General features: G+C 67.6%; 20 protein-coding genes and 1 pseudogene. 14 read left to right on the top strand and 7 right to left on the bottom strand.

Annotation, left to right across the window (positions count from 1 at the left end):
* Positions 1-5 precede the first annotated feature (5 nt).
* Positions 6-950, top strand: coding sequence for a CysB family HTH-type transcriptional regulator (locus AC30PD_RS02075; protein WP_489533973.1), 945 nt, complete (start codon positions 6-8; stop codon positions 948-950).
* On the opposite strand, the gene AC30PD_RS02070 is transcribed toward AC30PD_RS02075, so the two are convergent.
* The 5 genes from AC30PD_RS02070 to AC30PD_RS02050 form a co-directional block, all read right to left on the bottom strand.
* A complete protein-coding gene (locus AC30PD_RS02070; RefSeq protein WP_489533972.1) occupies positions 947-2056 on the bottom strand; it encodes a sulfate/molybdate ABC transporter ATP-binding protein in 1110 nt (369 codons plus the stop codon). The two genes, AC30PD_RS02075 and AC30PD_RS02070, sit on opposite strands and share 4 nt — an antisense overlap.
* A gap of 10 nt (positions 2057-2066) precedes the next feature.
* The gene (gene cysW, locus AC30PD_RS02065) at positions 2067-2975 is read right to left on the bottom strand and encodes a sulfate ABC transporter permease subunit CysW (RefSeq protein WP_489533971.1); all 909 of its coding nucleotides are present in this window, start codon (positions 2973-2975) and stop codon (positions 2067-2069) included.
* A gap of 7 nt (positions 2976-2982) precedes the next feature.
* Positions 2983-3825 (bottom strand): sulfate ABC transporter permease subunit CysT, encoded by an 843-nt coding sequence (gene cysT / locus AC30PD_RS02060; RefSeq protein ID WP_489533970.1) that lies wholly within the window; start codon positions 3823-3825, stop codon positions 2983-2985.
* Between the two features lie 9 nt (positions 3826-3834).
* Positions 3835-4869 (bottom strand): sulfate ABC transporter substrate-binding protein, encoded by a 1035-nt coding sequence (locus tag AC30PD_RS02055; protein WP_489533969.1) that lies wholly within the window; start codon positions 4867-4869, stop codon positions 3835-3837.
* A 156-nt stretch (positions 4870-5025) separates the two neighbouring features.
* Positions 5026-6060, bottom strand: a complete 1035-nt coding sequence (locus AC30PD_RS02050; protein ID WP_489533968.1) for a VWA domain-containing protein — start codon at positions 6058-6060, stop codon at positions 5026-5028.
* A gap of 141 nt (positions 6061-6201) precedes the next feature.
* On the opposite strand from AC30PD_RS02050, the gene AC30PD_RS02045 reads away from it, so the two are divergent.
* Positions 6202-7470 carry a putative DNA modification/repair radical SAM protein gene (locus AC30PD_RS02045; protein WP_489533967.1) on the top strand — a complete coding sequence of 423 codons (1269 nt, stop codon included), beginning with the start codon at positions 6202-6204 and terminating at the stop codon, positions 7468-7470.
* Between the two features lie 2 nt (positions 7471-7472).
* Positions 7473-8957: a UdgX family uracil-DNA binding protein gene (locus AC30PD_RS02040; RefSeq protein ID WP_489533966.1), complete on the top strand. Its 1485-nt coding sequence runs from the start codon at positions 7473-7475 to the stop codon at positions 8955-8957.
* Here AC30PD_RS02040 and AC30PD_RS02035 read toward each other — a convergent pair.
* Complete coding sequence (locus tag AC30PD_RS02035; protein WP_489533965.1) at positions 8942-9955, bottom strand: sulfate ABC transporter substrate-binding protein; 1014 nt, start codon at positions 9953-9955, stop codon at positions 8942-8944. The genes AC30PD_RS02040 and AC30PD_RS02035 overlap by 16 nt on opposite strands.
* A gap of 253 nt (positions 9956-10208) precedes the next feature.
* Positions 10209-10481, bottom strand: a pseudogene (locus AC30PD_RS02030) (sulfonate ABC transporter substrate-binding protein); the annotation flags it as partial.
* Positions 10482-10827: 346 nt separating this feature from the next.
* Between AC30PD_RS02030 and AC30PD_RS02025 the strand changes: the two are divergent.
* From AC30PD_RS02025 to AC30PD_RS01975, 11 genes are all read left to right on the top strand, one after another.
* A complete protein-coding gene (locus AC30PD_RS02025) occupies positions 10828-11271 on the top strand; it encodes a DUF1499 domain-containing protein (RefSeq protein WP_489533964.1) in 444 nt (147 codons plus the stop codon).
* An 82-nt stretch (positions 11272-11353) separates the two neighbouring features.
* Complete coding sequence (locus AC30PD_RS02020) at positions 11354-12571, top strand: ABC transporter substrate-binding protein (protein WP_489533963.1); 1218 nt, start codon at positions 11354-11356, stop codon at positions 12569-12571.
* Between the two features lie 18 nt (positions 12572-12589).
* Positions 12590-14305: an ABC transporter permease gene (locus tag AC30PD_RS02015; protein ID WP_489533962.1), complete on the top strand. Its 1716-nt coding sequence runs from the start codon at positions 12590-12592 to the stop codon at positions 14303-14305.
* The gene (locus AC30PD_RS02010) at positions 14302-14952 is read left to right on the top strand and encodes an ATP-binding cassette domain-containing protein (RefSeq protein ID WP_489533961.1); all 651 of its coding nucleotides are present in this window, start codon (positions 14302-14304) and stop codon (positions 14950-14952) included. The genes AC30PD_RS02015 and AC30PD_RS02010 overlap by 4 nt, the downstream gene beginning before the upstream one ends.
* Complete coding sequence (locus AC30PD_RS02005; protein ID WP_489533960.1) at positions 14949-16052, top strand: aminoglycoside phosphotransferase family protein; 1104 nt, start codon at positions 14949-14951, stop codon at positions 16050-16052. The genes AC30PD_RS02010 and AC30PD_RS02005 overlap by 4 nt, the downstream gene beginning before the upstream one ends.
* On the top strand, positions 16049-16681 hold the full coding sequence (locus tag AC30PD_RS02000) for a CDP-alcohol phosphatidyltransferase family protein (RefSeq protein WP_489533959.1): 633 nt from the start codon (positions 16049-16051) through the stop codon (positions 16679-16681). Before AC30PD_RS02005 ends, AC30PD_RS02000 begins: the two co-directional genes overlap by 4 nt.
* Complete coding sequence (locus tag AC30PD_RS01995) at positions 16678-18825, top strand: dihydrolipoyl dehydrogenase family protein (protein WP_489533958.1); 2148 nt, start codon at positions 16678-16680, stop codon at positions 18823-18825. The genes AC30PD_RS02000 and AC30PD_RS01995 overlap by 4 nt, the downstream gene beginning before the upstream one ends.
* A gap of 37 nt (positions 18826-18862) precedes the next feature.
* Positions 18863-19660 carry a DUF547 domain-containing protein gene (locus tag AC30PD_RS01990; protein ID WP_489533957.1) on the top strand — a complete coding sequence of 266 codons (798 nt, stop codon included), beginning with the start codon at positions 18863-18865 and terminating at the stop codon, positions 19658-19660.
* A 3-nt stretch (positions 19661-19663) separates the two neighbouring features.
* Positions 19664-20368, top strand: coding sequence for a TIGR04283 family arsenosugar biosynthesis glycosyltransferase (locus AC30PD_RS01985; protein WP_489533956.1), 705 nt, complete (start codon positions 19664-19666; stop codon positions 20366-20368).
* A gap of 13 nt (positions 20369-20381) precedes the next feature.
* A complete protein-coding gene (locus tag AC30PD_RS01980; protein ID WP_489533955.1) occupies positions 20382-20993 on the top strand; it encodes a TIGR04282 family arsenosugar biosynthesis glycosyltransferase in 612 nt (203 codons plus the stop codon).
* A gap of 8 nt (positions 20994-21001) precedes the next feature.
* Entirely contained in the window at positions 21002-22105 is a 1104-nt protein-coding gene (locus AC30PD_RS01975) for an FAD-dependent oxidoreductase (RefSeq protein ID WP_489533954.1), read from the top strand.
* Positions 22106-22109 lie beyond the last annotated feature (4 nt).

The following is a 22109-nucleotide window of genomic DNA, read 5'->3' as shown; positions in this document are numbered from 1 at the left end:
ACCCCATGAACTTTCAACAGCTGCGCTCCGTGCGCGAAGCGCTGCGCTGCGGCTTCAACCTCACCGAAGTGGCCAAGGTGCTGCACACCTCGCAGCCGGGCGTGAGCCGGCAGATCCGCGAACTCGAAGAAGAGCTCGGTGTCGACCTGTTCGTGCGCGCCGGTAAACGCCTGACCTCGCTCACCGAGGTCGGCGCGTTGATCGTGCCGATCATCGAGAACATGCTGAACGATGCCGAGAGCCTGAAGCGCGCCGGCGAAGAGTTCACGCAGCAGGCTTCGGGGCGGCTCTCGATCGCCACCACCCACTCGCAAGCGCGCTACGCCCTGCCCGGCGCCGTGCGCGACTTTCGCCAGCGTTACCCGCAGGTCGGCCTGAACCTGCACCAGGGCACGCCCGACCAGGTGGCCGAGATGCTGATCTCGGGCGAGGCCGACATCGGCATCGCCACCGAAGCGCTGGCCACCTACGACGCGCTCGTCGCGCTGCCCTGCTTTCGCTGGACGCACAGCGTGATCGTGCCGCCAGGCCATGCCTTGCTCGACGGCGCGCCGCTCACGCTGGAGCGGCTGGCCGAGTACCCCATCATCACCTACAACCCCGGCTACACCGGGCGCACCCACCTCGACGAGGCCTTCGCCAAGGCCGGCATCGAGATCGACCTCGTGATCACCGCGATGGACGCCGACGTGATCAAGACCTACGTGGGCCTGGGCCTGGGCGTGGGCATCGTCGCCTCGATCGCGTTCGACGACGAGCGCGACCGCGACCTGCGTGCCATCGACGCGCGCCACCTGTTCGAGATCAACCTCACCAAGCTCGCGGTGCGCCGCGGCAGCTTCCTGCGAAGCTATGTCTACGACTTCATCGAGACCTTCGCGTCATCGCTGAAGCGTGAGGTGGTGGAGCGGGCGATGGCCACCGCGCCGGGCACGCGCATCGAGCTTTAGATCATCGCCGCCGGGTCGGCGAGTTCGGTTTCTTCGCGAGCGCTGGCGCCGGCCGAAAAGCGCGTGATGCGGCGCGGCTTCAGGTGCACGAGGCTGCCGTTCGTGAGCCCCAGGCGCTCGCGCAACGCGGTGTAGTCGCTGCGGGTCATCTCGACATCGACGTAGCTGCCGTCGTCCTGCCGCTTGAACTCGATGCGCGTCTGTGGCCCGACAGTGAGTGCCTGCGACAGCGTCACGGCGAGCGTGCCTTCCTGGGGCTCGGCCACGATCTCGAGTTCGTGCGGGCGCACATAGCTCACGTCTTCAGCCGACGCCGAACCGCCCGGCGAATCCTTCGACGCACCCGACGAGCCGGGCGCGTGACCGAAGCGGCCGTGGAACAGGTTCACGTCGCCGAGGAACTGCAGCACGAACGGTGTGGCCGGGTGGTCGTAGACCTCGTCGGGCGCACCGTCCTGCTCGATCCGGCCCTGGTTCATCACGACCACGCGGTCGGCCACTTCCATCGCTTCGTCCTGGTCGTGGGTGACGAACACGCTGGTGACGTGCATCTCGTCGTGCAAGCGCCGCAGCCAGCGCCGCAATTCCTTGCGCACCTTCGCGTCGAGCGCGCCGAAAGGCTCGTCGAGCAGCAGCACCTTGGGTTCGACCGCGAGCGCCCGTGCGAGCGCAATGCGCTGGCGCTGGCCGCCCGAGAGCTGGTGCGGGTAGCGGTCGGCGAGCCAGTCGAGCTGCACGAGCTTGAGCAGCTCTATCACCTTGCTCTTGATCTGCGACTCGCTGGGCCGTGTGGCTTTCGGGCGCACACGCAGGCCGAAGGCCACGTTCTCGAAGATGCTCATGTGGCCGAACAGCGCGTAGTGCTGAAACACGAAGCCGACGTGGCGGTCGCGCACGTCGTCGAAGGTGGCGTCTTCGCCGTGAAACAGCACCGAGCCGGAATCGGGCCGTTCCAGCCCCGCGATGATGCGCAGCAGCGAGGTCTTGCCCGAGCCAGAAGGCCCGAGCAAGGCGACCAGTTCGCCCGACGGAATGTCGAGGTTCAGGTTGTCGCAGACCACGGTGTTGCCGAAGCGCTTGTTCAGGTTGCGGATTTCGATGCTCATGGCGTGCCCATCATTCGTTTCTTCCCGAAGCGTTGCGCTTCTGATTCTTGACGCGCTGCTCGACCGCGTACTTCAGCACCAGCGTGACGAGCGCCAGAAGCGCCAGCAGCGACGCCACCGCGAAGGCCGCAGCGAACTGGTATTCGTTGTAGAGGATCTCGATGTGCAGCGGCATCGTGTTGGTCTGCCCCCGAATGTGGCCCGAGACCACGCTGACGGCGCCGAACTCGCCCATCGCCCGCGCGTTGCAGAGAATCACACCGTAGAGCAGCGCCCATTTCACGTTCGGCAGCGTGACGCGCCGGAACATCTGCCAGCCCGAGGCACCGAGCACGCGCGCCGCTTCTTCCTGCTCCTGGCCTTGAGCCTGCATCAGCGGGATCAGTTCGCGCGCGATGAACGGGAAGGTCACGAACACCGTGGCCAGCACGATGCCGGGCACCGCGAAGATCACCTTCAGGTCATGGTCGCGCAACCACTCGCCGAACCAGCCCTGCAGGCCGAAGATCAACACGTAGATCAGGCCGGCGATCACCGGCGACACCGAGAACGGCAGGTCGATCAGCGTCAGCAGCACGTTCTTGCCGCGGAAGTCGAACTTGGCGATGCACCAGGCCGCGGCAATGCCGAACACCAGGTTCAGCGGCACCGAGATGCCCGCGGCGATCAGCGTGAGCCAGATCGCCGACACCGCGTCGGGTTCGGTGATGGCCGCGAGGTACACGCCCCAGCCTTTCTTGAACGCTTCGAAGAACACGGCCGCGAGCGGCACGAACAGGAAGAACGCAAGGAACGAGAGCGCCACGACAATCAGCGCGCGGCGCACCCAGGGCGGCTCGGCGGTGGGGGCCAGTGCCATTCGCGGGGCGATGGACGGGCGCACGGCGGGCGCTGCGGCCAGGGTGGTGGTGCTCGACATGGTGTGTTCAGCGCCCTTGCCGCTTGCGCGCCCAGGCCTGCAGCAGGTTGATCGCGAGCAGCATGGCGAAGGCGGCCACCAACATGACGACGGCGATCGCAGTCGCCCCCTGGTAGTCGTATTGCTCGAGCTTGGTGATGATCAGCAGCGGCGTGATCTCCGAGATCATCGGCATGTTGCCGGCGATGAAGATGACCGAGCCGTACTCGCCGAGGGCACGCGCGAACGCGAGCGCAAAGCCGGTGAGCAACGCGGGTGTGAGGATCGGCAGGATCACGCGGGTGAAGGTCTGCGCCCGGCTCGCGCCGAGCGTGGCCGCCGCTTCTTCCAGTTCCTTCTGCAGGTCTTCGAGCACCGGCTGCACCGTGCGCACCACGAACGGCAGGCCGATGAAGGTGAGCGCCACGAACACGCCCAGCGGCGTGTACGAAACCTTGATGCCGACCATTGCGAGGTACTGGCCGATCCACCCGTTGGCTGCGTACAGCGCGGTGAGCGCGATGCCGGCCACCGCGGTGGGCAAAGCGAAAGGCAGGTCGACGAGCGCATCGACGATGCGCTTGAACGGGAATTCGTAGCGCACCAGCACCCAGGCGACGATCAGCCCGAACACCGCGTTCAGCAAGGCGGCTGCCAGCGAGGCACCGAAGGTCAGGCGGTACGAGGCAAGCACACGCGGCGACGTGACGGCGTCCCAGAACGCCGGCCAGGTCATCGTGAATGTTTTCAGGAAGGCCGCCGACAGCGGGACGAGAACGATCAGCCCGAGGTACAGCAGCGTGAAACCGAGCGCCAGGTCGAAGCCCGGCAGCACGCTGTGCCGCTTGAGCAGGGTGCGCGAAAGGAACACGGCGCGCCTTCAGCGCTTGGCGCTGGCGACGATCTGGTCGTACAGACCACCGTCGTCGAAGTGCTCCTTCTGCGCTTTTTTCCAGCCGCCGAAGAGTTCGTCGACGGTGAAGAGCTGCAGCTTGGGGAACTGCTTCGCGTACTTGCTGAGCACCTTGGCCGAGCGTGGCCGCAGGCTGTGCTTTGCGGCAAGCTCCTGGCCTTCGTCGGACCACAGGTACTTCAGGTAAGCCTCGGCGGCCTTGCGCGTGCCGCGCTTGTCGACGACCTTGTCGACGATCGACACCGGGTTCTCGGCCAGGATGCTCCAGCTCGGGTACACCGCCTCGAAGTCGTTGCCGAACTCGCGCAGGATCAGCGGCACTTCGCTTTCGAAGGTGGCCAGCGCGTCACCGAGCTTGCGCTGGGCAAAGGTGGTGGTGGCGGCGCGCCCGCCGCCGTCGAGCACCGGCACGTTGGCGAAGATGCGGCGCACCAGCGCCTGCGCGGCGGCCGGGTTCACGCCTTTCTTCAGCGCCGCGCCCCACGCAGCCAGGTAGGTGTAGCGGCCGTTGCCCGAGGTCTTGGGGTTCGGGATGATCACCGAGATGCCGGCGCGGCCCAGGTCGTCCCAGTCGCGGATCTGCTTCGGGTTGCCCTTGCGCACCAGAATCACCGAGGTCGAGGTGGTCGGCGACGCGTTGTCGGGCAGGCGCTTGGCCCAGTCGGCCGGGATCAGGTTGCCGCGGTCGTGCAGCACGTCGATGTCGTTGGCCTGGTTCATCGTGATGATGTCGGCCTCGAGCCCGTCGACCACGCTGCGCGCCTGCTTGCTGGAGCCGCCGTGCGACTGGTTCAACGTGAGGTCGTCACCCGCGGTTTTCTTCCAGTAGGCTGCGAAGAGCGCGTTGTAGTCCTTGTAGAACTCGCGCGACACGTCGTAGCTCACGTTGAGCAAAGTCTGGCTCGCGGCGCGCGCGATGCCGCCGAGGCCGAACAGCGCCGTGCCGGCGGCAAGTTGCAAAGCGGTGCGGCGGGTCGAAAGAAGCAGGTTGGGGGTGCGCATGAGAAGACGTCTGGGCCGCAGGAGGCGAAGCGCCGCATCTTAGAGACGCCTTCACCCACAGCAAACGACTCAAAATCAACTTGCATATGAGCAAACTGACTAAGGCTGCCCCCGCCGGCAAGCGCCCTCACCCGGCGGCTCGCGCCAGCTGAACGGTCAGGCGATGCGCCCGAACCAGCGCGCCGACAGCAAGGCCGCGGCCACCACGAAGGCCGCCGCCAGCAACGACAGCAACGCGGTGAGTTCGGTCTCGCGTTTCTGCATCTGCATGCGCGAACCGAGGTCGCGGTAGACGCTGCGCAGCATCTCTGCCGTGCCGGCATGGTGGTATTCGCCGCCCGTCATGCGGGCCACTTCGCGCAACGTGGGTTCGTCGAGCTTCATGTACATGGCCATGCCGTCGTCCATCGACGCCTCGCCGTCGACCACGCCCAGGCCCACCACGTAGATGCGCACGCCCCGGTCGGCGGCCATCTTCGCCGCCTGCAAGGTGTCGATTCCCATCGTGCGGCGGCCGTCGCTCAGCAGGATGATGGCGGCAGAGGCGTAGGAGCCCGGCGCGACCAGTTCAATCGCCTTCGGCGACGGCTTTTCCTTCTCACCGGCGCGGGTCGCCATCTTTCGTGCCCCGAAGGTCATGTCTCCGAGATCGATGCCGTGCTCGGGAAAGAGCTCCGACAGGCACATCACGATCGCGTTGCCGATGGCCGTGCCGCGTTGCATCTGAAAGGCATCGATCGCGCCGACCAGCGACTCGCGGTCGAGCGTGGCCTGCTGCGCCACCTGGGTGCTGCCGGCGAAGGTGACGAGCCCGACATCGATGTTGCGGGGCAGTTCGCGCAGGAACATCTTCGCCGCTTCTTGCGCGGCGGCCATTCGGGTCGGCTGGACGTCGGCCACGCGCATGCTCAGCGACACGTCCATCGCCAGCATGATGGTCGTTCTGGCCCACGGCAGCGTCACCGGCGCGGCCGGGCGCGCCAGCGCGAACAACAACAAGCCACAGGCCAGCAGCAGCAGCACCGGCGGGACGTGCCGCCGCCACGGGTTGCTGGCCGCGGCGCGCACGACGTCGAGGTTGCTGTAACGCAGCGCTGGCTTGCCGCGCCGGCGCAGCAGCCAGAGGTAGAACGCCGGCAGCAGCGGCAGCACCAGCATCAACCACAGCAACTGGGGCCACAAGAAGTTCATGGTTGACGACACGCTCAGGGGATGTTTCATCGTAGCGGCAATCGCCGCCTCGGGCCTTCTGGCAGACGCTTGGCAACAAATCCATGCGCCACGTGCGGTGTCGCTGTCACTGTATATTCATACAGTTATTGGGCACCCACCTTGGACACTCAACGCAAACTCGCGATCCTGGCCGATGCAGCCAAGTACGACGCCTCGTGCGCCTCGAGCGGCACCACAAAACGCGACTCACGCGGCGGGCGCGGCATCGGCTCGACCGAGGGCGCCGGCATCTGCCACAGCTACGCGCCCGACGGCCGCTGCATTTCGCTGCTGAAGGTGCTGCTGACCAACTATTGCCTCTACGACTGCCTGTACTGCATCAACCGCGTCACGAGCAATGTCGAGCGCGCGCGTTTCACGGTCGATGAAGTGGTGCAACTCACGCTCGACTTCTACCGTCGCAACTGCATCGAGGGCCTGTTTCTCAGCAGCGGCATCATCCGCAGCGCCGACCACACGATGGAGCAGGTGGTCGAAGTGGCCCGCGTGCTGCGCGAGGTGCACGACTTTCGCGGCTACATCCATCTGAAGACGATCCCCGAGGCCAGCCCCGAATTGCTCGCGCGCGCCGGGCGCTACGCCGACCGCCTGAGCATCAACATCGAGCTGCCGACCAACGAAGGCCTGCTCGCGCTCGCGCCCGAAAAAGACGGCCAGGCGATCCGCCGGTCGATGGCGCGCCTGCGCATCCACATCGAAGACGCCAAGGCCGCGGCGAAGCCCGCGCCTGCAACTTCGCAGATGGCGGTGGCGCCGCGCCGTGCCAAACCCGCGCGCTTTGCGCCCGCAGGGCAAAGCACGCAGATGATCGTCGGCGCCGACGCGGCAGACGACCGCAGCATCCTCTCGGCGAGCGCCAACCTGTACGGCTCTTACGGCCTGAAGCGGGTCTACTACTCTGCCTTCAGCCCGATCCCCGATGCGTCGCGGGCCTTGCCGATGGCGCAGCCGCCGCTGGTGCGCGAGCACCGGCTGTACCAGGCCGACTGGCTGATGCGGTTCTACGGCTTTGCACACGACGAGATCGTCGGCGAGGCCAGCGGCATGCTCGCGCTCGACATCGACCCCAAGCTCGCCTGGGCACTCGCGCACCGCGAGCGCTTTCCGGTCGACTTGAACCGTGCGCCGAAAGAAGTGCTGCTGCGCGTGCCGGGGCTCGGCACCACCTCGGTCAAGCGCTTGTTGCAGGCGCGGCGCGTTCGCACGCTGCGCATCGACGATCTGTCGCGGCTCAACGTGGCGTTGAAGAACGTGCTGCCCTTCGTCACGCTGCCGGGGCACGGCGCGCGCGACACGCCGCTCGACGCCGCCGACCTGGCCACGCGCTTGAGGCCGCAGCCACGTCAGCGAACGCTGTTCGGCGTGTGAGCGTGACGAAGCCGAGCGCCGGGCGAACGGCCTGGCTCGCCGACGAAACCGACCTCGAAGGGTTTCGCCGGCACGCGCGCCAGGGCCTGATCGACGGTGTGGAACCACCACAACTCGAGTGGCGCGTGGCCACACGCGCCGAGCCCGACCTGTTCGGCAATCGGCCTGACGTCGACGACACAACCAACGGAGACGAGCAGGCCTCGCTCGTCAAGGTGCCTGCGCTCTTCGTGCCGGTCGCGGAACGTGCCGGGCTGCATTCCGACCCCAACCGTTTCGGCCTGCTCTACCGCTACTTGTGGCGCCTGGTGCACGAGCGCAGCTTGCGCCACGACCCGCTCGACGCCGATCGCCAGCAGCTCGAGTTGATGGCACGCGCCGTGCGGCGAGACATGCACAAGATGACCGCCTTCGTGCGCTTCCGCCCGCTCGCGTTCGCCGACGGGCAAGCGCCGCAGCACGTGGCCTGGTTCGAGCCCGAGCACCACATCGTCGAAGCCACCGCGCCCTTCTTCGCTCGCCGGTTCGCGCAGATGCGCTGGGCCATCCTCACGCCCGAGCGCTGCGTGCACTGGGACGGCCGAGCCCTCGGCTTCGGCCCCGGCGCCGACCGCAGCGAAGCGCCACCGGCCGACGCGGCCGAACAGTTGTGGCTGACCTACTACGCGAGCATCTTCAACCCGGCGCGCCTGAAGCTCGCGATGATGCAGAAGGAAATGCCGCGCCGCTACTGGAAGAACCTGCCCGAAGCCGTGTTGATCCAGCCGCTCGCGGCAAGTGCCGCGCAACGCGAACGCACGATGGTCAAACAAGCCGCGAGCGAGCCGGCGCGGCGCCGCCCTGCCCTGTCGAAGGCGCTCGCGGTCGACGCGCGGCCCGTCGTCGTGCATACGCCCGGCTCGCTCGCCGAACTGCGCAGCACGACCGAACTCTGCCGCAGCTGCGCCATCGGCGCGCACGCCACACAAGCCGTGCACGGCGAAGGCAACGAGCACGCGCGGCTGATGCTCGTGGGCGAACAGCCTGGCGACCGCGAAGACCTGCAGGGCCGCCCTTTCGTCGGCCCGGCGGGCCAGTTGCTGGACCGCGCGCTGCAACAACTCGGCTGGCCACGCGACCGCCTCTACCTGACCAACGCCGTCAAGCACTTCAAGTTCGAGCTGCGCGGCAAGCGCCGCATCCACAAGACCCCGGCACAGCAGGAGGCCGCGGCCTGCCTGCACTGGCTCGAAAGTGAAATCGCCATCGTGAAACCAGATGCCGCCATCGCTCTCGGCGCAACCGCGGCGCGCGCGCTCCTGGGGCGCCACGTGGCCGTGACACACGAACGCGGGCAATGGATCACGCGCGAAGACGGGCTGCGCGTGCTCGTCACATTCCACCCTTCGGCCCTGCTTCGTCTGGAGAAGGCGGACCAGGAGGCGGCCTTCGCGCAGTGGCTGGCCGACCTCGCACTCGCAGGCGACGAGCCTTATTTCCTGGTGTAGATCTGGTCGAACACGCCGCCGTCGGCGAAGTGCGTCTTCTGCGCCTTGGCCCAGCCGCCGAACACCTCGTCGATCGTGAACAGCGAGACCTTCGGAAAGTTCTTCGCGTACTTGGCCGCCACCGTCGCGTCGATCGGCCGGTAGAAGTTGCGCGCCGCGATCTCCTGGCCTTCCGGGCTGTACAGGTATTCGAGGTAGGCGTTGGCCACCTCGCGCGTGCCACGCTTGTCGACCACCTTGTCGACCACGGCCACCGGCGGCTCGGCCAGGATGCTGGTGGGCGGGTAGACGATGTCGAACTTGTCGTTGCCGAATTCCTTCAGCGACAACCAGGCTTCGTTTTCCCAGGCCAGCAACACGTCGCCGATACCACGCTCGGCGAAGGTCACGGTCGAACCGCGCGCGCCCGAGTCGAGCACCGGCACGTTCTTGAACAAGTTGCCGACGAACTCTTTGGCCTTGGCGTCGTTGCCACCCGGCTGCTTCAGCGCGTAGCCGTAGGCGGCCAGGTAACCCCAGCGCGCACCACCCGAGGTCTTGGGATTGGCGGTAATGATCGACACGCCGGGCTTGACCAGGTCGCCCCAGTCCTTGATGCCCTTCGGGTTGCCCTTGCGCACCAGGAAGATGTAGGTCGAGGTGTAGGGCGAGCTGTTGTGCTTCAGGCGCTTCTGCCAGTCGGCCGGCAACAGCTTGGCGCGCTCGGCGATCTCGTCGATGTCGTAGGCCAGCGCCAGCGTGGTCACGTCGGCTTCGATGCCGTCGATCACCGAGCGGGCCTGCTTGCCCGAACCGCCGTGCGACTGCTTCACGCTCACGTTGTCGCCGGTCTTGGCCTTCCAGTACTTGGCGAACGCGGCGTTGTAGTCCTGGTAGAGCTCGCGCGTGGGGTCGTAAGACACGTTGAGCAAGGTGATGTCTTTGGCGGCCGCCAGGCCGGCTGCGGCGGCGAGTGCCAGCGTGGCCGCGGTGCGAAGAAAGGTTCGAGCCGTCGTCATGAGAGAAGCGTCCTTTGATGGTTCATCGGCCGGTGTTCCGACCGTCTGAGCCCATGCTATGGACGCGCCTTGCATCGGGGAACGAATCAAATCACCGATGCATATGCAGAAGACGCGCAAGCCTCAGATGGCCCAGCGCCACGCACCGGCGGGCACAGCCGCCGCCACCAGCTCGGGCACTTCGCCCGGCCGGCTGAGCACACGCTGAAGCACCCGTTGCTCGATCGCGTCCCACATGACCGATGTCGACCTAGCCGACGTTCAACCCTTCCAGCAACTGCGGCCCGGCCGGGAACTCGACCCAGCGCACGTCCACGCCAAGCGGCGCCAGGCGCTTTTCGAGCGTGCCCTGCGCCTTCTGCAGCACGAACAGGCTCGCACTCTTCTGATAGCCGATGCGCAGGGTTTCGGTCTTGGGTTGAGCGCTGGCCAGCGTGCTCGCGCCGGTCAGTGCGACGGCGAACAGGGTGCTGGTGATGCGGCCGAGCAGCGCGCGGCGAGTAGAAGCGAGAGGCAGTGTGCGCATGGTGGCGGGTCCGCCGAAAGTTCAACAAGACCACACGGTACGGAGCGCACTGCGCCGCGACAACGAAGGGTTTCAGTTGTCGATGGGGGGAAAACGATTATGGGTGGCGGGGCTGGCTGTGCGAATGGCGAATTCGGTCAACTTGCCTCTTTCAAGTTTCGGCCAGAAGGAACGAACGCTATCGACCCCTTGCAGCCGGTCGTGAAGCAGTGAGGCAGTCGCTCGTCGAACTGCGCGGTGCACGTCATTCAATCTACGGTCAGAATGAATGCCGTATCTGCGCTATACGCGCAGCTTCAACCTGCTGTTCTTTGGGCTGCGGGTCGGGTTGATGTTCGATTAAGACATGACACTTGCACTCAACTTTGTTCGACTGACGTCTGCGTGCGGGATCTCGGCACTGGTGGTCCTGCTGGGTGGGAGTGCTTCGACAGTGTTCGGCAATGCTCAGCTCACGTGCACAATTCCAAGCAACTGCGTGAGCTCGCAGGAGACCGGCGACCCGATGCCGCTCAGATTTGCCGGCACACAGGCGCAAGCGCTGGAACTGCTCCGGGCCACCGTGGCGACCTTTCCCGAGGCCAGCATTGTCCGTGCCGATCCGCTCGGGTTGCAGCTGGTCTTCACGACGCCGGTCGGGTTCAGGGACGAGGTCGATTTCAGAATCGACGCGGTGGCCCAATTCATCAGTTTTCGATCGCGTTCCCTGTTTGGCCTGTTCGACTTCAGTAAGAACCGATCTCGCATGAGCGACTTCACCAAGCGCTTCGAGCAGTCGAGCCAGCGCTGACGCGTGCTCTTCTCGGCGCGACGTCGGTGCGTCCCGGCTCTGCCGAAGAACACATCCAGCGCAACCAGAATTCCTCCCCACCATGATTCCCAACATCGTCCGCACCGCCTTTCTCGCCGCCATGCTCGCTGCGGCAGCGCCCCTCAACGCGGCGCCAGAAAGCCGGCCATGGCCGGACATTCTGGCGCGCGCTAAGGGGCAGACGGTCTACTGGAACGCGTGGGGCGGCGACGAGCGCACCAACGCGTTCATCGCCTGGGTCGGCGACGAAGTAAAGCGGCGCTACGGCGTCACAGTCAGCCAGGTCAAGCTGAAAGACACCGCCGAGGCGGTCACGCGTGTGGTGGCGGAGAAGAGCGCGGGCCGCAACGCGAATGGCAGCGTCGACCTGATCTGGATCAACGGCCCGAATTTTCTTGCGATGAAATCGCAGGGACTGCTCTACGGTCCGATCACGCAGTCGCTGCCCAACTACCGCTACGTCGACACCGAACACAAGCGCTCCAACCTGATTGACTTCACCGTGCCGATCGACGGCATGGCGGCGCCCTGGCGCCTGGCCCAGTTCGTCTACATCTACGACAGCGCCCGCCACAAGCTCGCCGACATGCCGACCTCTGCTCCCGCGCTGCTGGCGTTCGCGCGCCAGCACCCCGGGCGCGTCACGCACCCGACCGTGCGCAACTTCTTGGGCGCCACCTTCTTGAAGCAGGCCCTCTACGACCTGCTGCCCGATCCGTCGGTGCTGCAGCAGCCCGTGACCGACGCCAGCTTCGGACCGGTTACCGCGCCGCTGTGGACCTGGTACGACCAGCTGCGACCTTCGCTCTGGCGGGCGGGCCGGGAGTTCCCCGAAACCGGCCCCGCGGAGCGCCAGTTGATGAACGACGGCGCGATCGACATCCACATGGCCTTCGACCCGGCCGAGGCGGCCGTGTCGATCGCGAACCAGACGCTGCCGCCCGGCGCGCGCACCTTCGTGATGGCCAGGGGCACGATCGGCAACACGAGTTTCGTCGCGATCCCGTACAACGCCGCGCACAAGGAAGCCGCGTTGGTCGTCGCCGACTTCCTGCTCGAACCCGCCACGCAGGCGCGCGCACAGGACCCGGCTTGGGGGGGCAACCTGACCGTGCTCGATCTGGCGAAGGTGCCGGCCAGCCAGCGCGCGATGTTCGCGCCGAAGGCCGGCATGCCGGGCCTGCCGACCAACGCCGAACTCGGCTCGCCGCTGCTCGAGCCGCACCCGAGCTGGATGACGCGCATCACCGCCGAGTGGGAGAAGCGCTATTCACGCTGAAGTCGTGGTCACCACGTTATGAATCCGCGCTCGCCTTCTGTCACGCAGACGGGCGGTGTCTGGGCCATTGCGCCGTGGATCACGATCGCGGCGTTTCTGCTGCCGGTCGTGGCGGGGCTGGTGGGAACCTTGCTTCCCGCCTTCGGCTACCTTCCGGCGATCGGTGGGGAGTACCTGTCGGTCGAGCCTTGGCGCGCGCTGGCGGAGCAGCCGGGCGTGATGACCTCGGCGCGATTGAGCGTCCAGACCGGCTTGCTTGCCACGGCCCTCTCGCTCGCACTCGCCACGTCGTTTTGCGCGCTGCTTCAGGAGCACGCGATCTATCGCCGTGTTTCCACGCTGGTGTCACCGTTGCTGGCCACGCCGCATGTCGCGCTGGCGATCGGGTTCGCGTTCGTGATTGCGCCGAGCGGCTGGCTGTTGCGGCTGGCATCGCCCCTGCTCACGGGCTGGGATCGTCCTCCCGTGGACCTGGTGACCGTGCGCGACCCCCAGGGCCTGGCGATGGTCCTGGGCCTCGTGCTCAAGGAGGTGCCGTACCTGATCCTGATGATCACGGCCGCATTGAACCAGGTCCCGCACGCCGCGCTGCGACGGACAGGTGCGTCGCTGGGATACAGCCCCGCCACAGCCTGGTTAAAGCTCGTCTTCCCGCCCGTCTACGCGCAGCTCCGCTTGCCGGTCTACGCCGTGCTGGCGTTCTCGATGTCGACCGTCGAGGTCGGCCTGATCCTCGGGCCGGGCAATCCACCCCCGCTGGCTCTGCTCGCCGCGCGCTGGTTCGCCGACTATGACCTGCAGCGTTACTTTCCGGCCGCCGCCGCGGCCACCTTGCAGGGGGTACTGGTGCTCGCGGCGCTGCTGGGATGGCGCGCAGGCGAAGTCGGCGTGGCGCACATCGGCCGAGCATGGTGCGAGCGCGGGGTGCGCGCCGGGGCCATCGAACCGGTAGCCCGCGTCTCGGCGGGGCTCGCGGCGATCGCGCTGACGCTGGGCGGGGTCGCGCTGCTCGGCACGGCGGTCTGGTCGCTGGCGCAGAGCTGGCGCTTTCCCGCCGCCTTGCCCCAGCAGTGGACAACGCAGACATGGTCGCTGCAACTCCCGCGCATCGCCGAGACCGTGATCACGACGATGGGCCTCGCGCTCGCGAGTGCAGCGGCCGGCGTGCTGCTGGCGGTCGCCTGCCTCGAGTCCGAAACGCGCCGTGGCCGGATGCCGACACGACGCGTGCTGTGGCTGGTCTACGCGCCACTGCTGGTGCCGCAGATCGCCTTTCTGTACGGCTTTCAGGTCGTGCTGGTGAAGCTGGGTCTGGATGGCAGCTGGCTCGCCGTGGCGTGGGCACACCTCGTGTTCGTGTTGCCGTACGCGTTTCTCTCGATCGCCGACCCGTGGCGCGCGCTCGACCCGCGCTATGCCCGCAGCGCGGCGGCATTGGGCGTGTCGCCGTGGCAGGTGCTGTGCCGCGTGCGCCTGCCGATCCTGCTCAGGCCACTGCTGCTCGCATTCGCGATCGGCTGCGCGGTGAGCGTCGGCCAGTACCTACCGACGCTGTTCGCCGGTGCCGGCCGCGTGGCGACGCTGACGACCGAAGCGGTCACGCTGTCTTCGGGTGCCGACCCGCGCATCATGGGTGTGTATGCCTTGCTGCAGGCAGGCATCCCGTTGCTGGTCTACGGCGCAGCGTTGATGCTGCCGGCGGTGGTGTACCGGCGTCGCAAGGGCATGGCATGACGAACGGCACGCCGCAGGCCTTGTGCATCCGTGATGTGCGCATCGCGCTGCCCGGCCGCGAACTGATCCGGCATCTGTCGATCGATGTCGCCGCGGGTCAGGTGGTGACGGTGATGGGCGCCAGCGGCTCCGGCAAGTCGAGCCTGCTGGCCTGGATCGGCGGCTTCCTGCAGGCGCCGTTCGTGGCCACTGGCGACGTGTCGATCGGCACACGACGCCTTAACGACGAACCGCCGCACGCCCGCCGCGCCGGCATCCTGTTCCAGGACGACCTGTTGTTCCCGCACCTGTCGGTCGCGGGCAACCTGCTGTTCGGCGTGCCGGCCTCGGTGCGCTCGCGCAGCGCGCGGCGCCACGTGGTCGATGAGGCGCTCTCGGAAGCGGGCCTCGCCGGCTACGGCGAGCGCGATCCCGCGACGTTGTCCGGCGGCCAGCGGGCGCGCGTGGCGCTGCTGCGCACGCTGCTGTCGGAGCCTCAGTTGCTGTTGCTCGACGAGCCCTTCGGCAAGCTCGATGCGGCGCTGCGCGAGGAGTTCCGGCGCTTCGTGTTCGAGCACGTGCGGCGTCTCGACCTGCCGACGCTGATGGTGACCCACGACGCGGCCGATGCCGATGCAGCGGATGGGCCGGTGGTGGTGCTCGCATGAGACGCGACACGACGGACGTCCGGAAGCGCCTTGCCGCCGCGCTGGCACAGGCACGCGTGCAATGGGCCGGCGCCGAGCTCGAGCTGCTGCCCGACAGCGGCTTGGCCCACACCCACGTGCGGCTCGTCGGCCACGGCGCGCTGGCGCGCATCCCGAAGCAAAGCCAGATCGGCCTCGCGCCCGCGGTGAACCTGGCCTACCAGGCGGCCTGCTTCGAGCGTGCCGCCCGCAGCCGCCACACACCCACGCTACTCGGCGTGCTGGCACCTTCCCCCGCGTTGCCGCGCGGCGCCCTGATCGTCGAAGAGATCATCGGGCGTGCCGCGCAGTTGCCGCAGGACATGCCGGCGATCGTGACCGCGCTGGCGCGCATCCACCAACTGCCCTTGCCGGCGCGGGATGCGCGCGCGCCCCTGACCTCGGGCGCCGATCCCCTGCGCGACCTGCTGGCCGAGGTCGAGGCGCAAGCCGCACACCTGGACGCCGCGCAGATCGAACCGATCGCGCGGCGCTGCATCGACGCCGAGATCGAGCGCTTGCAAGCGCTGTGCGACCGGCCGCCGCGGCCGCCGCGTTGCCTGATCTCGTTCGATGCGCACCCGGGCAATTTCGTGGTCCGCGGCGATGGGCGCGCGGTGCTGGTCGATCTGGAGAAATGCCGCTACAGCTACGCGCCGCTCGATCTGGCCCACGCGACGCTCTACACCTCGACCACGTGGGATGCGACCAGCAGCGCCGTGCTCAGCGTCGACGAGGTCGCGGCCGCCTACGCCGACTGGTCGCGCGAAATGGGGCCGTCGGCGGCTGCATGGAACGACTGGCATCTGCCGCTGCGGCGCGCGATGTGGCTGTGGTCGATCACCTGGTGCGCGAAGTGGCGGGTCGCATCGAGCGCGGCGCGCTCGGCCGCTGCAGAGGGCGAAGACTGGTCGGCCCAGCTCAGCGAGCCCGCACTGATCGCGCACGTGCGTGGCCGGGCCGATCACTACCTGAGCGCGCCGGTCGTCGAACGGGTGCTGCACGATATCGACTCACTCGGGCAGTCCGTACAAACCAAGACCTTGCAGGACGCGGTCATCATCGGGCCGCGCACAACATGATCGATCGCCAAACCACCGCTTTGATCCGCCCCGCCCTCGAGCACCTCGCGCGCGGGCTCGTGTGGCGCGGGATCGGCGCCGATGCGCTGACCTTCGCCGGCCTGGCGGTCGGCTGGGCGGCAGCGGTCGCCATCGCCGTGCACGCCTTCTGGCTCGGTGCCGCGCTGATTCTCGTCTCCCGCCTGCTCGACGGCCTCGATGGTGCGGTCGCACGCGCCACCGCACCGACCGACCGCGGCGGCTTTCTCGACATCAGCCTCGACTTCCTGTTCTACCCGGCGATCCCGCTCGCCTTCGCGATCGCGAACCCAACCGCCAACGCGCTGCCGGCAGCCGTGCTGCTCGCCGCGTTCGTCGGCACCGGCACCTGCTTTCTCGCGTTCGCGACGATCGCGGCCAAGCGCGGGCTGACCAGCGTCGACTACCCCGGCAAGTCGTTCTACTTTCTCGGCGGCCTGACCGAAGCCACCGAGACGCTCGCCTTCTTCATCGCGATGTGCATCTGGCCGCAGCAGTTCGCGGCGCTCGCCCTGCTGTTCGCGGCAATGTGCGCGGTCACGATCGTGACCCGCATCTACTGGGGCTGGCAGGCGTTCCGGCCGGAAATGCGCCAAGGTACAGAGCCATGAGTGCAGGCAAGCGTTGGGGCCTGCTGGCCGTGCTGGTGGTGGCGGTGATCGCGTTCTTCGTACTCGGGTTGCAGCGCTACCTGAGCCTGGAGTACATCAAGGGCCAGCAAAGCCAGCTCGAAGCCTGGCGAGCCGCCAACCCGCTCGTGGCCGGGCTGACCTTCTTCGGCATCTACATCGCCATCACCGCGCTGTCGTTGCCGGGCGCGACCATCCTGACACTCGCGGCCGGCGCGATATTCGGGCTAGGCTGGGGCACCCTGATCGCGTCGTTCGCGGCCTCGATCGGCGCGACGCTCGCGTTCCTGGTGTCGCGTGTGGTGTTGCGCGACTGGGTGCAGGCGAAATTCGGCGAGCGGCTCGACGCGATCAACGAGGGCGTGCAGAAGGACGGCGCGTTCTACCTCTTCACCCTGCGCGTCGTACCGCTGTTCCCGTTCTTCCTGATCAACCTCGCGATGGGCCTGACCCATATCCGGCTGCTGACGTTCTACTGGGTCAGCCAGCTCGGCATGCTGCTGGGCACGGTCGTCTATGTCAACGCCGGAACCCAGCTCGCGCGCATCGACAAGCTCGCCGATGTGGCATCGCCTGGCGTGATTGCTTCGCTGGCGCTGCTCGGCGTCTTTCCGCTGATCGCGAAGAAGGGCATCGACTGGTTCCGGGCGCGAACTGTCACACGCCGGTGGAACAAGCCTTCGCGCTTTGATCGCAACCTCGTGGTCATCGGTGCCGGCTCGGCCGGCCTGGTCTCGGCTTACATCGCCGCCGCCGTCAAGGCGAAGGTGACGCTGGTCGAGAAGCACCGGCTCGGCGGCGACTGCCTGTACACCGGCTGCGTGCCGTCGAAGGCGCTGATCCGCTCGGCGCGGTTTCTCTCGCAGGTCAGGCGCGCGAGCGAGTTTGGCGTGCGCTCGGCGCAGGTCGAGTTCGATTTTGCCGAAGCGATGGTGCGCGTGCAGCGCGTCATCCAGGCGATCGAACCGCACGATTCGGTCGAGCGCTACACCGCGCTCGGGGTCGACGTCGTCATGGGCGCGGCCCGTATCGTCTCGCCGTGGGAGGTCGAAATCACGCAGGCCGACGGGCAGATTCGACGCCTGACCACGCGCAGCATTGTCATCGCGACCGGCGCGCGCCCGTTCGTGCCGCCGATCCCCGGCATCGAGCAGGTCGAGGTGCTGACCTCCGAGAACGTGTGGAACCTGCGGCAGCGGCCCGAACGGCTCGTCGTGCTCGGTGGCGGGCCGATCGGCAGCGAACTGGCGCAGACCTTCGCGCGGCTGGGGTCGCGCGTCACGCAGGTCGAGCAGGCGCCGCGCCTGCTGATGCGCGAGGACGTGGACGTCTCGGCTCTTGTGGCGGCACGGTTTCGCGCCGAGGGCATCGTCGTGCTGCTCGAGCACACCGCGAAGCGGATCGAGGTGATCGACGGCGAGAAGCTGCTGATCGCCGAACACGCCGGAAGCGAGGTGCGCACCCCGTTCGATGCACTGCTGGTCGCGGTCGGCCGCCACGCCAACCTGACGGGCTTCGGGCTGGAGGAGCTCGGCGTCACCACCGGCCGCACGGTCGAGGTCAATGCCTTCCTGCAGACCAACTTCGCGAACATCTACGCGGCCGGCGACGTGGCCGGGCCGTACCAGTTCACGCACACCGCCTCCCATCAAGCCTGGTATGCCGCGGTCAACGCGCTGTTCGATCCGTTCAAGAAGTTCCGGGCCGACTACCGCGTGATTCCATGGGCCACCTTCGTCGACCCGGAAGTCGCTCGCGTCGGCCTGAACGAACTGGAAGCGAAGGAAAAGAAGGTGCCGTACGAGGTCACGACCTACGCCCTCGACGACCTGGACCGCGCCATCGCCGATGGCGAAGCACACGGCTTCGTCAAGGTGCTGACGGAGCCGGGCAAGGACCGTATCCTCGGTGCCACCATCGTCGGCGAACACGCGGGCGACCTGCTCGCTGAGTTCGTGCTCGCGATGAAGCACGGCATCGGTCTGAACAAGATCCTCGGCACGATCCACACCTACCCGACGATGGCCGAGGCCAACAAGGCCGTGGCCGGCAACTGGAAGCGCGCCCACGCGCCGCAGCGGCTGCTGGCTTGGGTCGAGCGCTTTCATGCGTGGCGGCGGGGCTGAGCCGGAGGGCACGATGCATCGAGCACGCCGAGTCCTGATGACGCTTTTGGCACTGTTTGCACTGCTGTGGACGTCACTGGCAAACGCGGCATTCGATCTGCGCCACTTGGCGTGGGACGCACTGCTGAAGCAGCAGGCCGTCGTTGCGCCGGGTGGTGTGGCGTCGACCGTTCGCTACGCCGCCCTCCGCGCCGATCCGAAGCCGCTGCGCGACTACCTCGCCAGCCTGAGTGCGGTCACGCCGCAGGAGTACGCCAGCTGGTCGCGAGACGTCCGGCTGGCGTTTCTGATCAACGCCTACAACGCCTTCACCATCGAGCTGGTGTTGACGCGCTACCCCGACCTGGCCTCGATCAAAGACCTGGGCAGCGTGTTTCAGAGCCCGTGGACGCGCAAGTTCTTTACGCTGCTCGGCGAGCAGCGCAGCCTCGACGATCTCGAACACAGGCTGATCCGCGCGCCCGGAGTGTTCGACGACCCGCGCATCCATGTGGCCGTCGTGTGCGCATCGGTCAGCTGCCCGATGCTGCGCGAAGAAGCGTACGTCGGCGAACACCTCGGTGCGCAACTGGACGACGCGATGCGCCGCTTCCTGTCGGACCGCAGCCGCAATCGCTTCGATGCGCCGAACGGAACGCTGGCGGTGTCGAAGCTGTTCGAGTGGTACCACGCCGATTTCGAACAAGGCCACCAAGGCATCGCCTCGCTGCAGAGCCTGTTCATTCGAAACGCCGATGTGCTGGGCACGACGCCGGCGGCGCGGGCCGAGCTGCGCGCCGGCCGCTTCAAGGTCCGTTACCTCGACTACGACTGGTCGCTCAACGATGCGCGCTGAGGCATGAATGCGATGAACCCTTCGCTGTGCATCGTCGTACCGATCCTCGACGAAGCGCCAAACCTCGTCGAGTGTCTGCGCGCATTGCAGCCGTTTCGCCAGCGCGGCGCGCGTGTCGTCGTCGTCGACGGGGGCAGTGCCGACCACTCCTTGGCGATCGCACGCGATCTCGCCGACATCGCCTTCGTCGCCCCGCAGGGCCGGGCGCGGCAGATGAATGCCGGCGCGGCGGCGTGCCGCGCGGAGCTGCTGCTGTTCCTGCACGCCGACACCCGTTTGCCACACGACGCCGATGCGCTGCTGCGCAGCGCGCTGCTAGGCGCGCGCGATTGGGGCCGGTTCGACGTGGCGATCGACAGTCCGCGACCGTTGATGCGCGTCGTCGAGGCGCTGATGAATCTGCGCTCGCGCTGGACCGGCATCGCCACGGGCGACCAGGCCATCTTCGTCCGCCAAGACCTGTTCGACCGGATCGGCGGCTTCCCGGACCAGCCGCTGATGGAGGATGTCGCGCTGTCGACGCTGCTCAAGCGCCAGGCGCCGCCAGCCTGCCTGCGCGAACGGGTCACGACCTCCGCAAGGCGCTGGGAACGGCACGGCGCGTGGCGCACGATCCTGCTGATGTGGCGTCTGCGCGCGGCGTACTTCCTCGGCGCCGACCCTGCGAAGCTCGCGTTGCGCTATGGCTACCGTGCCCCACCGCGCTGAGATGCTACAGACCGTGCAGATCGCGATCATGGCGAAGGCTCCTATCCCGGGTCTGGCGAAGACACGACTGATCCCCGCGCTCGGTGCGATGGGCGCCGCGCGGCTGCAACGGCGCCTGACGCGGATGACCGTAGCGCGCGCGCTCGACGCGGGGCTCGGCGTGGTCACGGTCTGGTGTGCACCCGACAGACGGCATCGCTTCTTCCGCGCGTTGAAGCAGACCGCCGGCGTCGAGCTGCTTGTGCAGCCCGGCGGCGATCTCGGCGCCCGCATGCACACCGCGTTCGGGTTGCACTGCGCGCAGGGCCCTGTGATCGTCGTCGGCACCGATTGCCCGGTGTTGCGCCCCGAGCATCTGCGCGCTGCGGCGCAGGCGCTGATCGATGGCGACGACGCCGTTTTCCATCCGGCCGAGGACGGCGGCTATGCACTCGTTGGCCTGCGAGCGCCGCAACCAGAGCTTTTCGCGGATATGCCGTGGAGCACCGATCGCGTGATGCCGGAAACCCGCGCGCGCGCGCACGCGCTGGGCCTTCGCGTGCGCGAATTCGAGACCCTGTGGGACGTGGACCTCCCCGAACAGCTCGGACGCCTGGACGCGCTGCTGGCGAAGGCCGCGCCATGAGGCGTCTAGTGCTGCTGGGCGGTGGCCACGCACAGCTTGCTGTCCTGGCCAGCCTGGCCGAGCGGCCGATGGCCGGGTGGGACGTCAGACTCGTCACGCCATACCGGCGCCAGATCTACTCCGGCATGCTGCCCGCCTGGGTCGCCGGTCACTACCCGCTCGATGCGTGCGCGATCGCGTTGGATGCGCTGGCCGCGCGTGGCGGCGTCACGTTCGACCAGGCGGCCGCCGTCGCGATCGATCCAACCCGCCAATCGATTCGCTGCGACGACGGCGCCGAGCGGCCCTTCGACATCCTTTCGATCGACACCGGTCCGGTGGCATCCATCGCGAGCTTGCCCGGCGGCGTGGAACACGCGCTGCCGATCCGCCCGATCGAGGGCTTCGTCGCCGCGTGGCCGGCGATCGTCGAGCGTCTGCGCAACGCCGGTCAGCGCTTCGACCTGGTCATCCTCGGCGCCGGCGCCGCCGGGGTCGAACTGGCGTTCGCGATACGCCACCGTGCCGCGATCGAAGGTTGGGACCATGTGCGCCTGAGTCTTGTTGGATCGGACACGCGTCCCCTCGACGGCGCACCGGACAAGCTGCGCCGACAGGCCGCCGCGTTGTTGGCCGAACGCGGTATCACCTGGGTCGGCGGCCACCAGGCCGAGCGGATCGAGCCGAACCGGATGAGCTTCAGCGACGGCACGGCCCTCGACTTCGACGCCTGCCTGGTCGTTACCGGCGCCGCGGCCCCGGCTTGGCCGCGCTCGGCCGGGCTGGCCACCGATGACCGTGGGTTCATCCTGGTCGGCCCAACGCTCCAGAGCTTGCCGCACCCGCAGATCTTCGCCGCCGGAGACATCGCGGCACTGCCGGAACAGCGCCCCAAGTCCGGTGTCTTCGCGGTGCGGGCGGGGCCGACGCTAGCCCACAACCTTCGCGCCCGATGCGAAGGGCGTCCCCTCCACGCATGGCATCCACAGCGGCGCGCGCTCTACCTCATCAGCACCGGCGACGGGCATGCATTTGCCTCGTGGGGCCGCTGGGCCTGGCACGGAGCCTGGGTCTGGCAGTGGAAGGATTGGATCGACCGGCGCTTCGTGGGCCGCTTCGGCGCCAGCGCCTGAAGTC

The organism is Rhizobacter sp. (genome assembly GCF_032229685.1).
Taxonomy (GTDB): Bacteria; Pseudomonadota; Gammaproteobacteria; order Burkholderiales; family Burkholderiaceae_C; genus LMDS01.
The sequence above is the reverse complement of the archived record's forward strand: the minus strand, read 5'-3'. Positions and strand labels throughout refer to the sequence as shown.

Coding starts and splice junctions, on each gene's coding strand:
- AC30PD_RS02055 (WP_489533969.1), bottom strand. CDS start 4,869: ATGCGCACCCCCAACCTGCTTCTTTCGACCCGCCGCACCGCTTTGCAA.
- AC30PD_RS02020 (WP_489533963.1), top strand. CDS start 11,354: ATGATTCCCAACATCGTCCGCACCGCCTTTCTCGCCGCCATGCTCGCT.
- AC30PD_RS02015 (WP_489533962.1), top strand. CDS start 12,590: ATGAATCCGCGCTCGCCTTCTGTCACGCAGACGGGCGGTGTCTGGGCC.
- AC30PD_RS02025 (WP_489533964.1), top strand. CDS start 10,828: ATGACACTTGCACTCAACTTTGTTCGACTGACGTCTGCGTGCGGGATC.
- AC30PD_RS01985 (WP_489533956.1), top strand. CDS start 19,664: ATGAATGCGATGAACCCTTCGCTGTGCATCGTCGTACCGATCCTCGAC.
- AC30PD_RS02035 (WP_489533965.1), bottom strand. CDS start 9,955: ATGACGACGGCTCGAACCTTTCTTCGCACCGCGGCCACGCTGGCACTC.
- AC30PD_RS01995 (WP_489533958.1), top strand. CDS start 16,678: ATGAGTGCAGGCAAGCGTTGGGGCCTGCTGGCCGTGCTGGTGGTGGCG.
- AC30PD_RS02010 (WP_489533961.1), top strand. CDS start 14,302: ATGACGAACGGCACGCCGCAGGCCTTGTGCATCCGTGATGTGCGCATC.
- AC30PD_RS02000 (WP_489533959.1), top strand. CDS start 16,049: ATGATCGATCGCCAAACCACCGCTTTGATCCGCCCCGCCCTCGAGCAC.
- AC30PD_RS02005 (WP_489533960.1), top strand. CDS start 14,949: ATGAGACGCGACACGACGGACGTCCGGAAGCGCCTTGCCGCCGCGCTG.
- AC30PD_RS01990 (WP_489533957.1), top strand. CDS start 18,863: ATGACGCTTTTGGCACTGTTTGCACTGCTGTGGACGTCACTGGCAAAC.
- AC30PD_RS02075 (WP_489533973.1), top strand. CDS start 6: ATGAACTTTCAACAGCTGCGCTCCGTGCGCGAAGCGCTGCGCTGCGGC.
- AC30PD_RS02050 (WP_489533968.1), bottom strand. CDS start 6,060: ATGAACTTCTTGTGGCCCCAGTTGCTGTGGTTGATGCTGGTGCTGCCG.
- cysW (WP_489533971.1), bottom strand. CDS start 2,975: ATGTCGAGCACCACCACCCTGGCCGCAGCGCCCGCCGTGCGCCCGTCC.
- AC30PD_RS02070 (WP_489533972.1), bottom strand. CDS start 2,056: ATGAGCATCGAAATCCGCAACCTGAACAAGCGCTTCGGCAACACCGTG.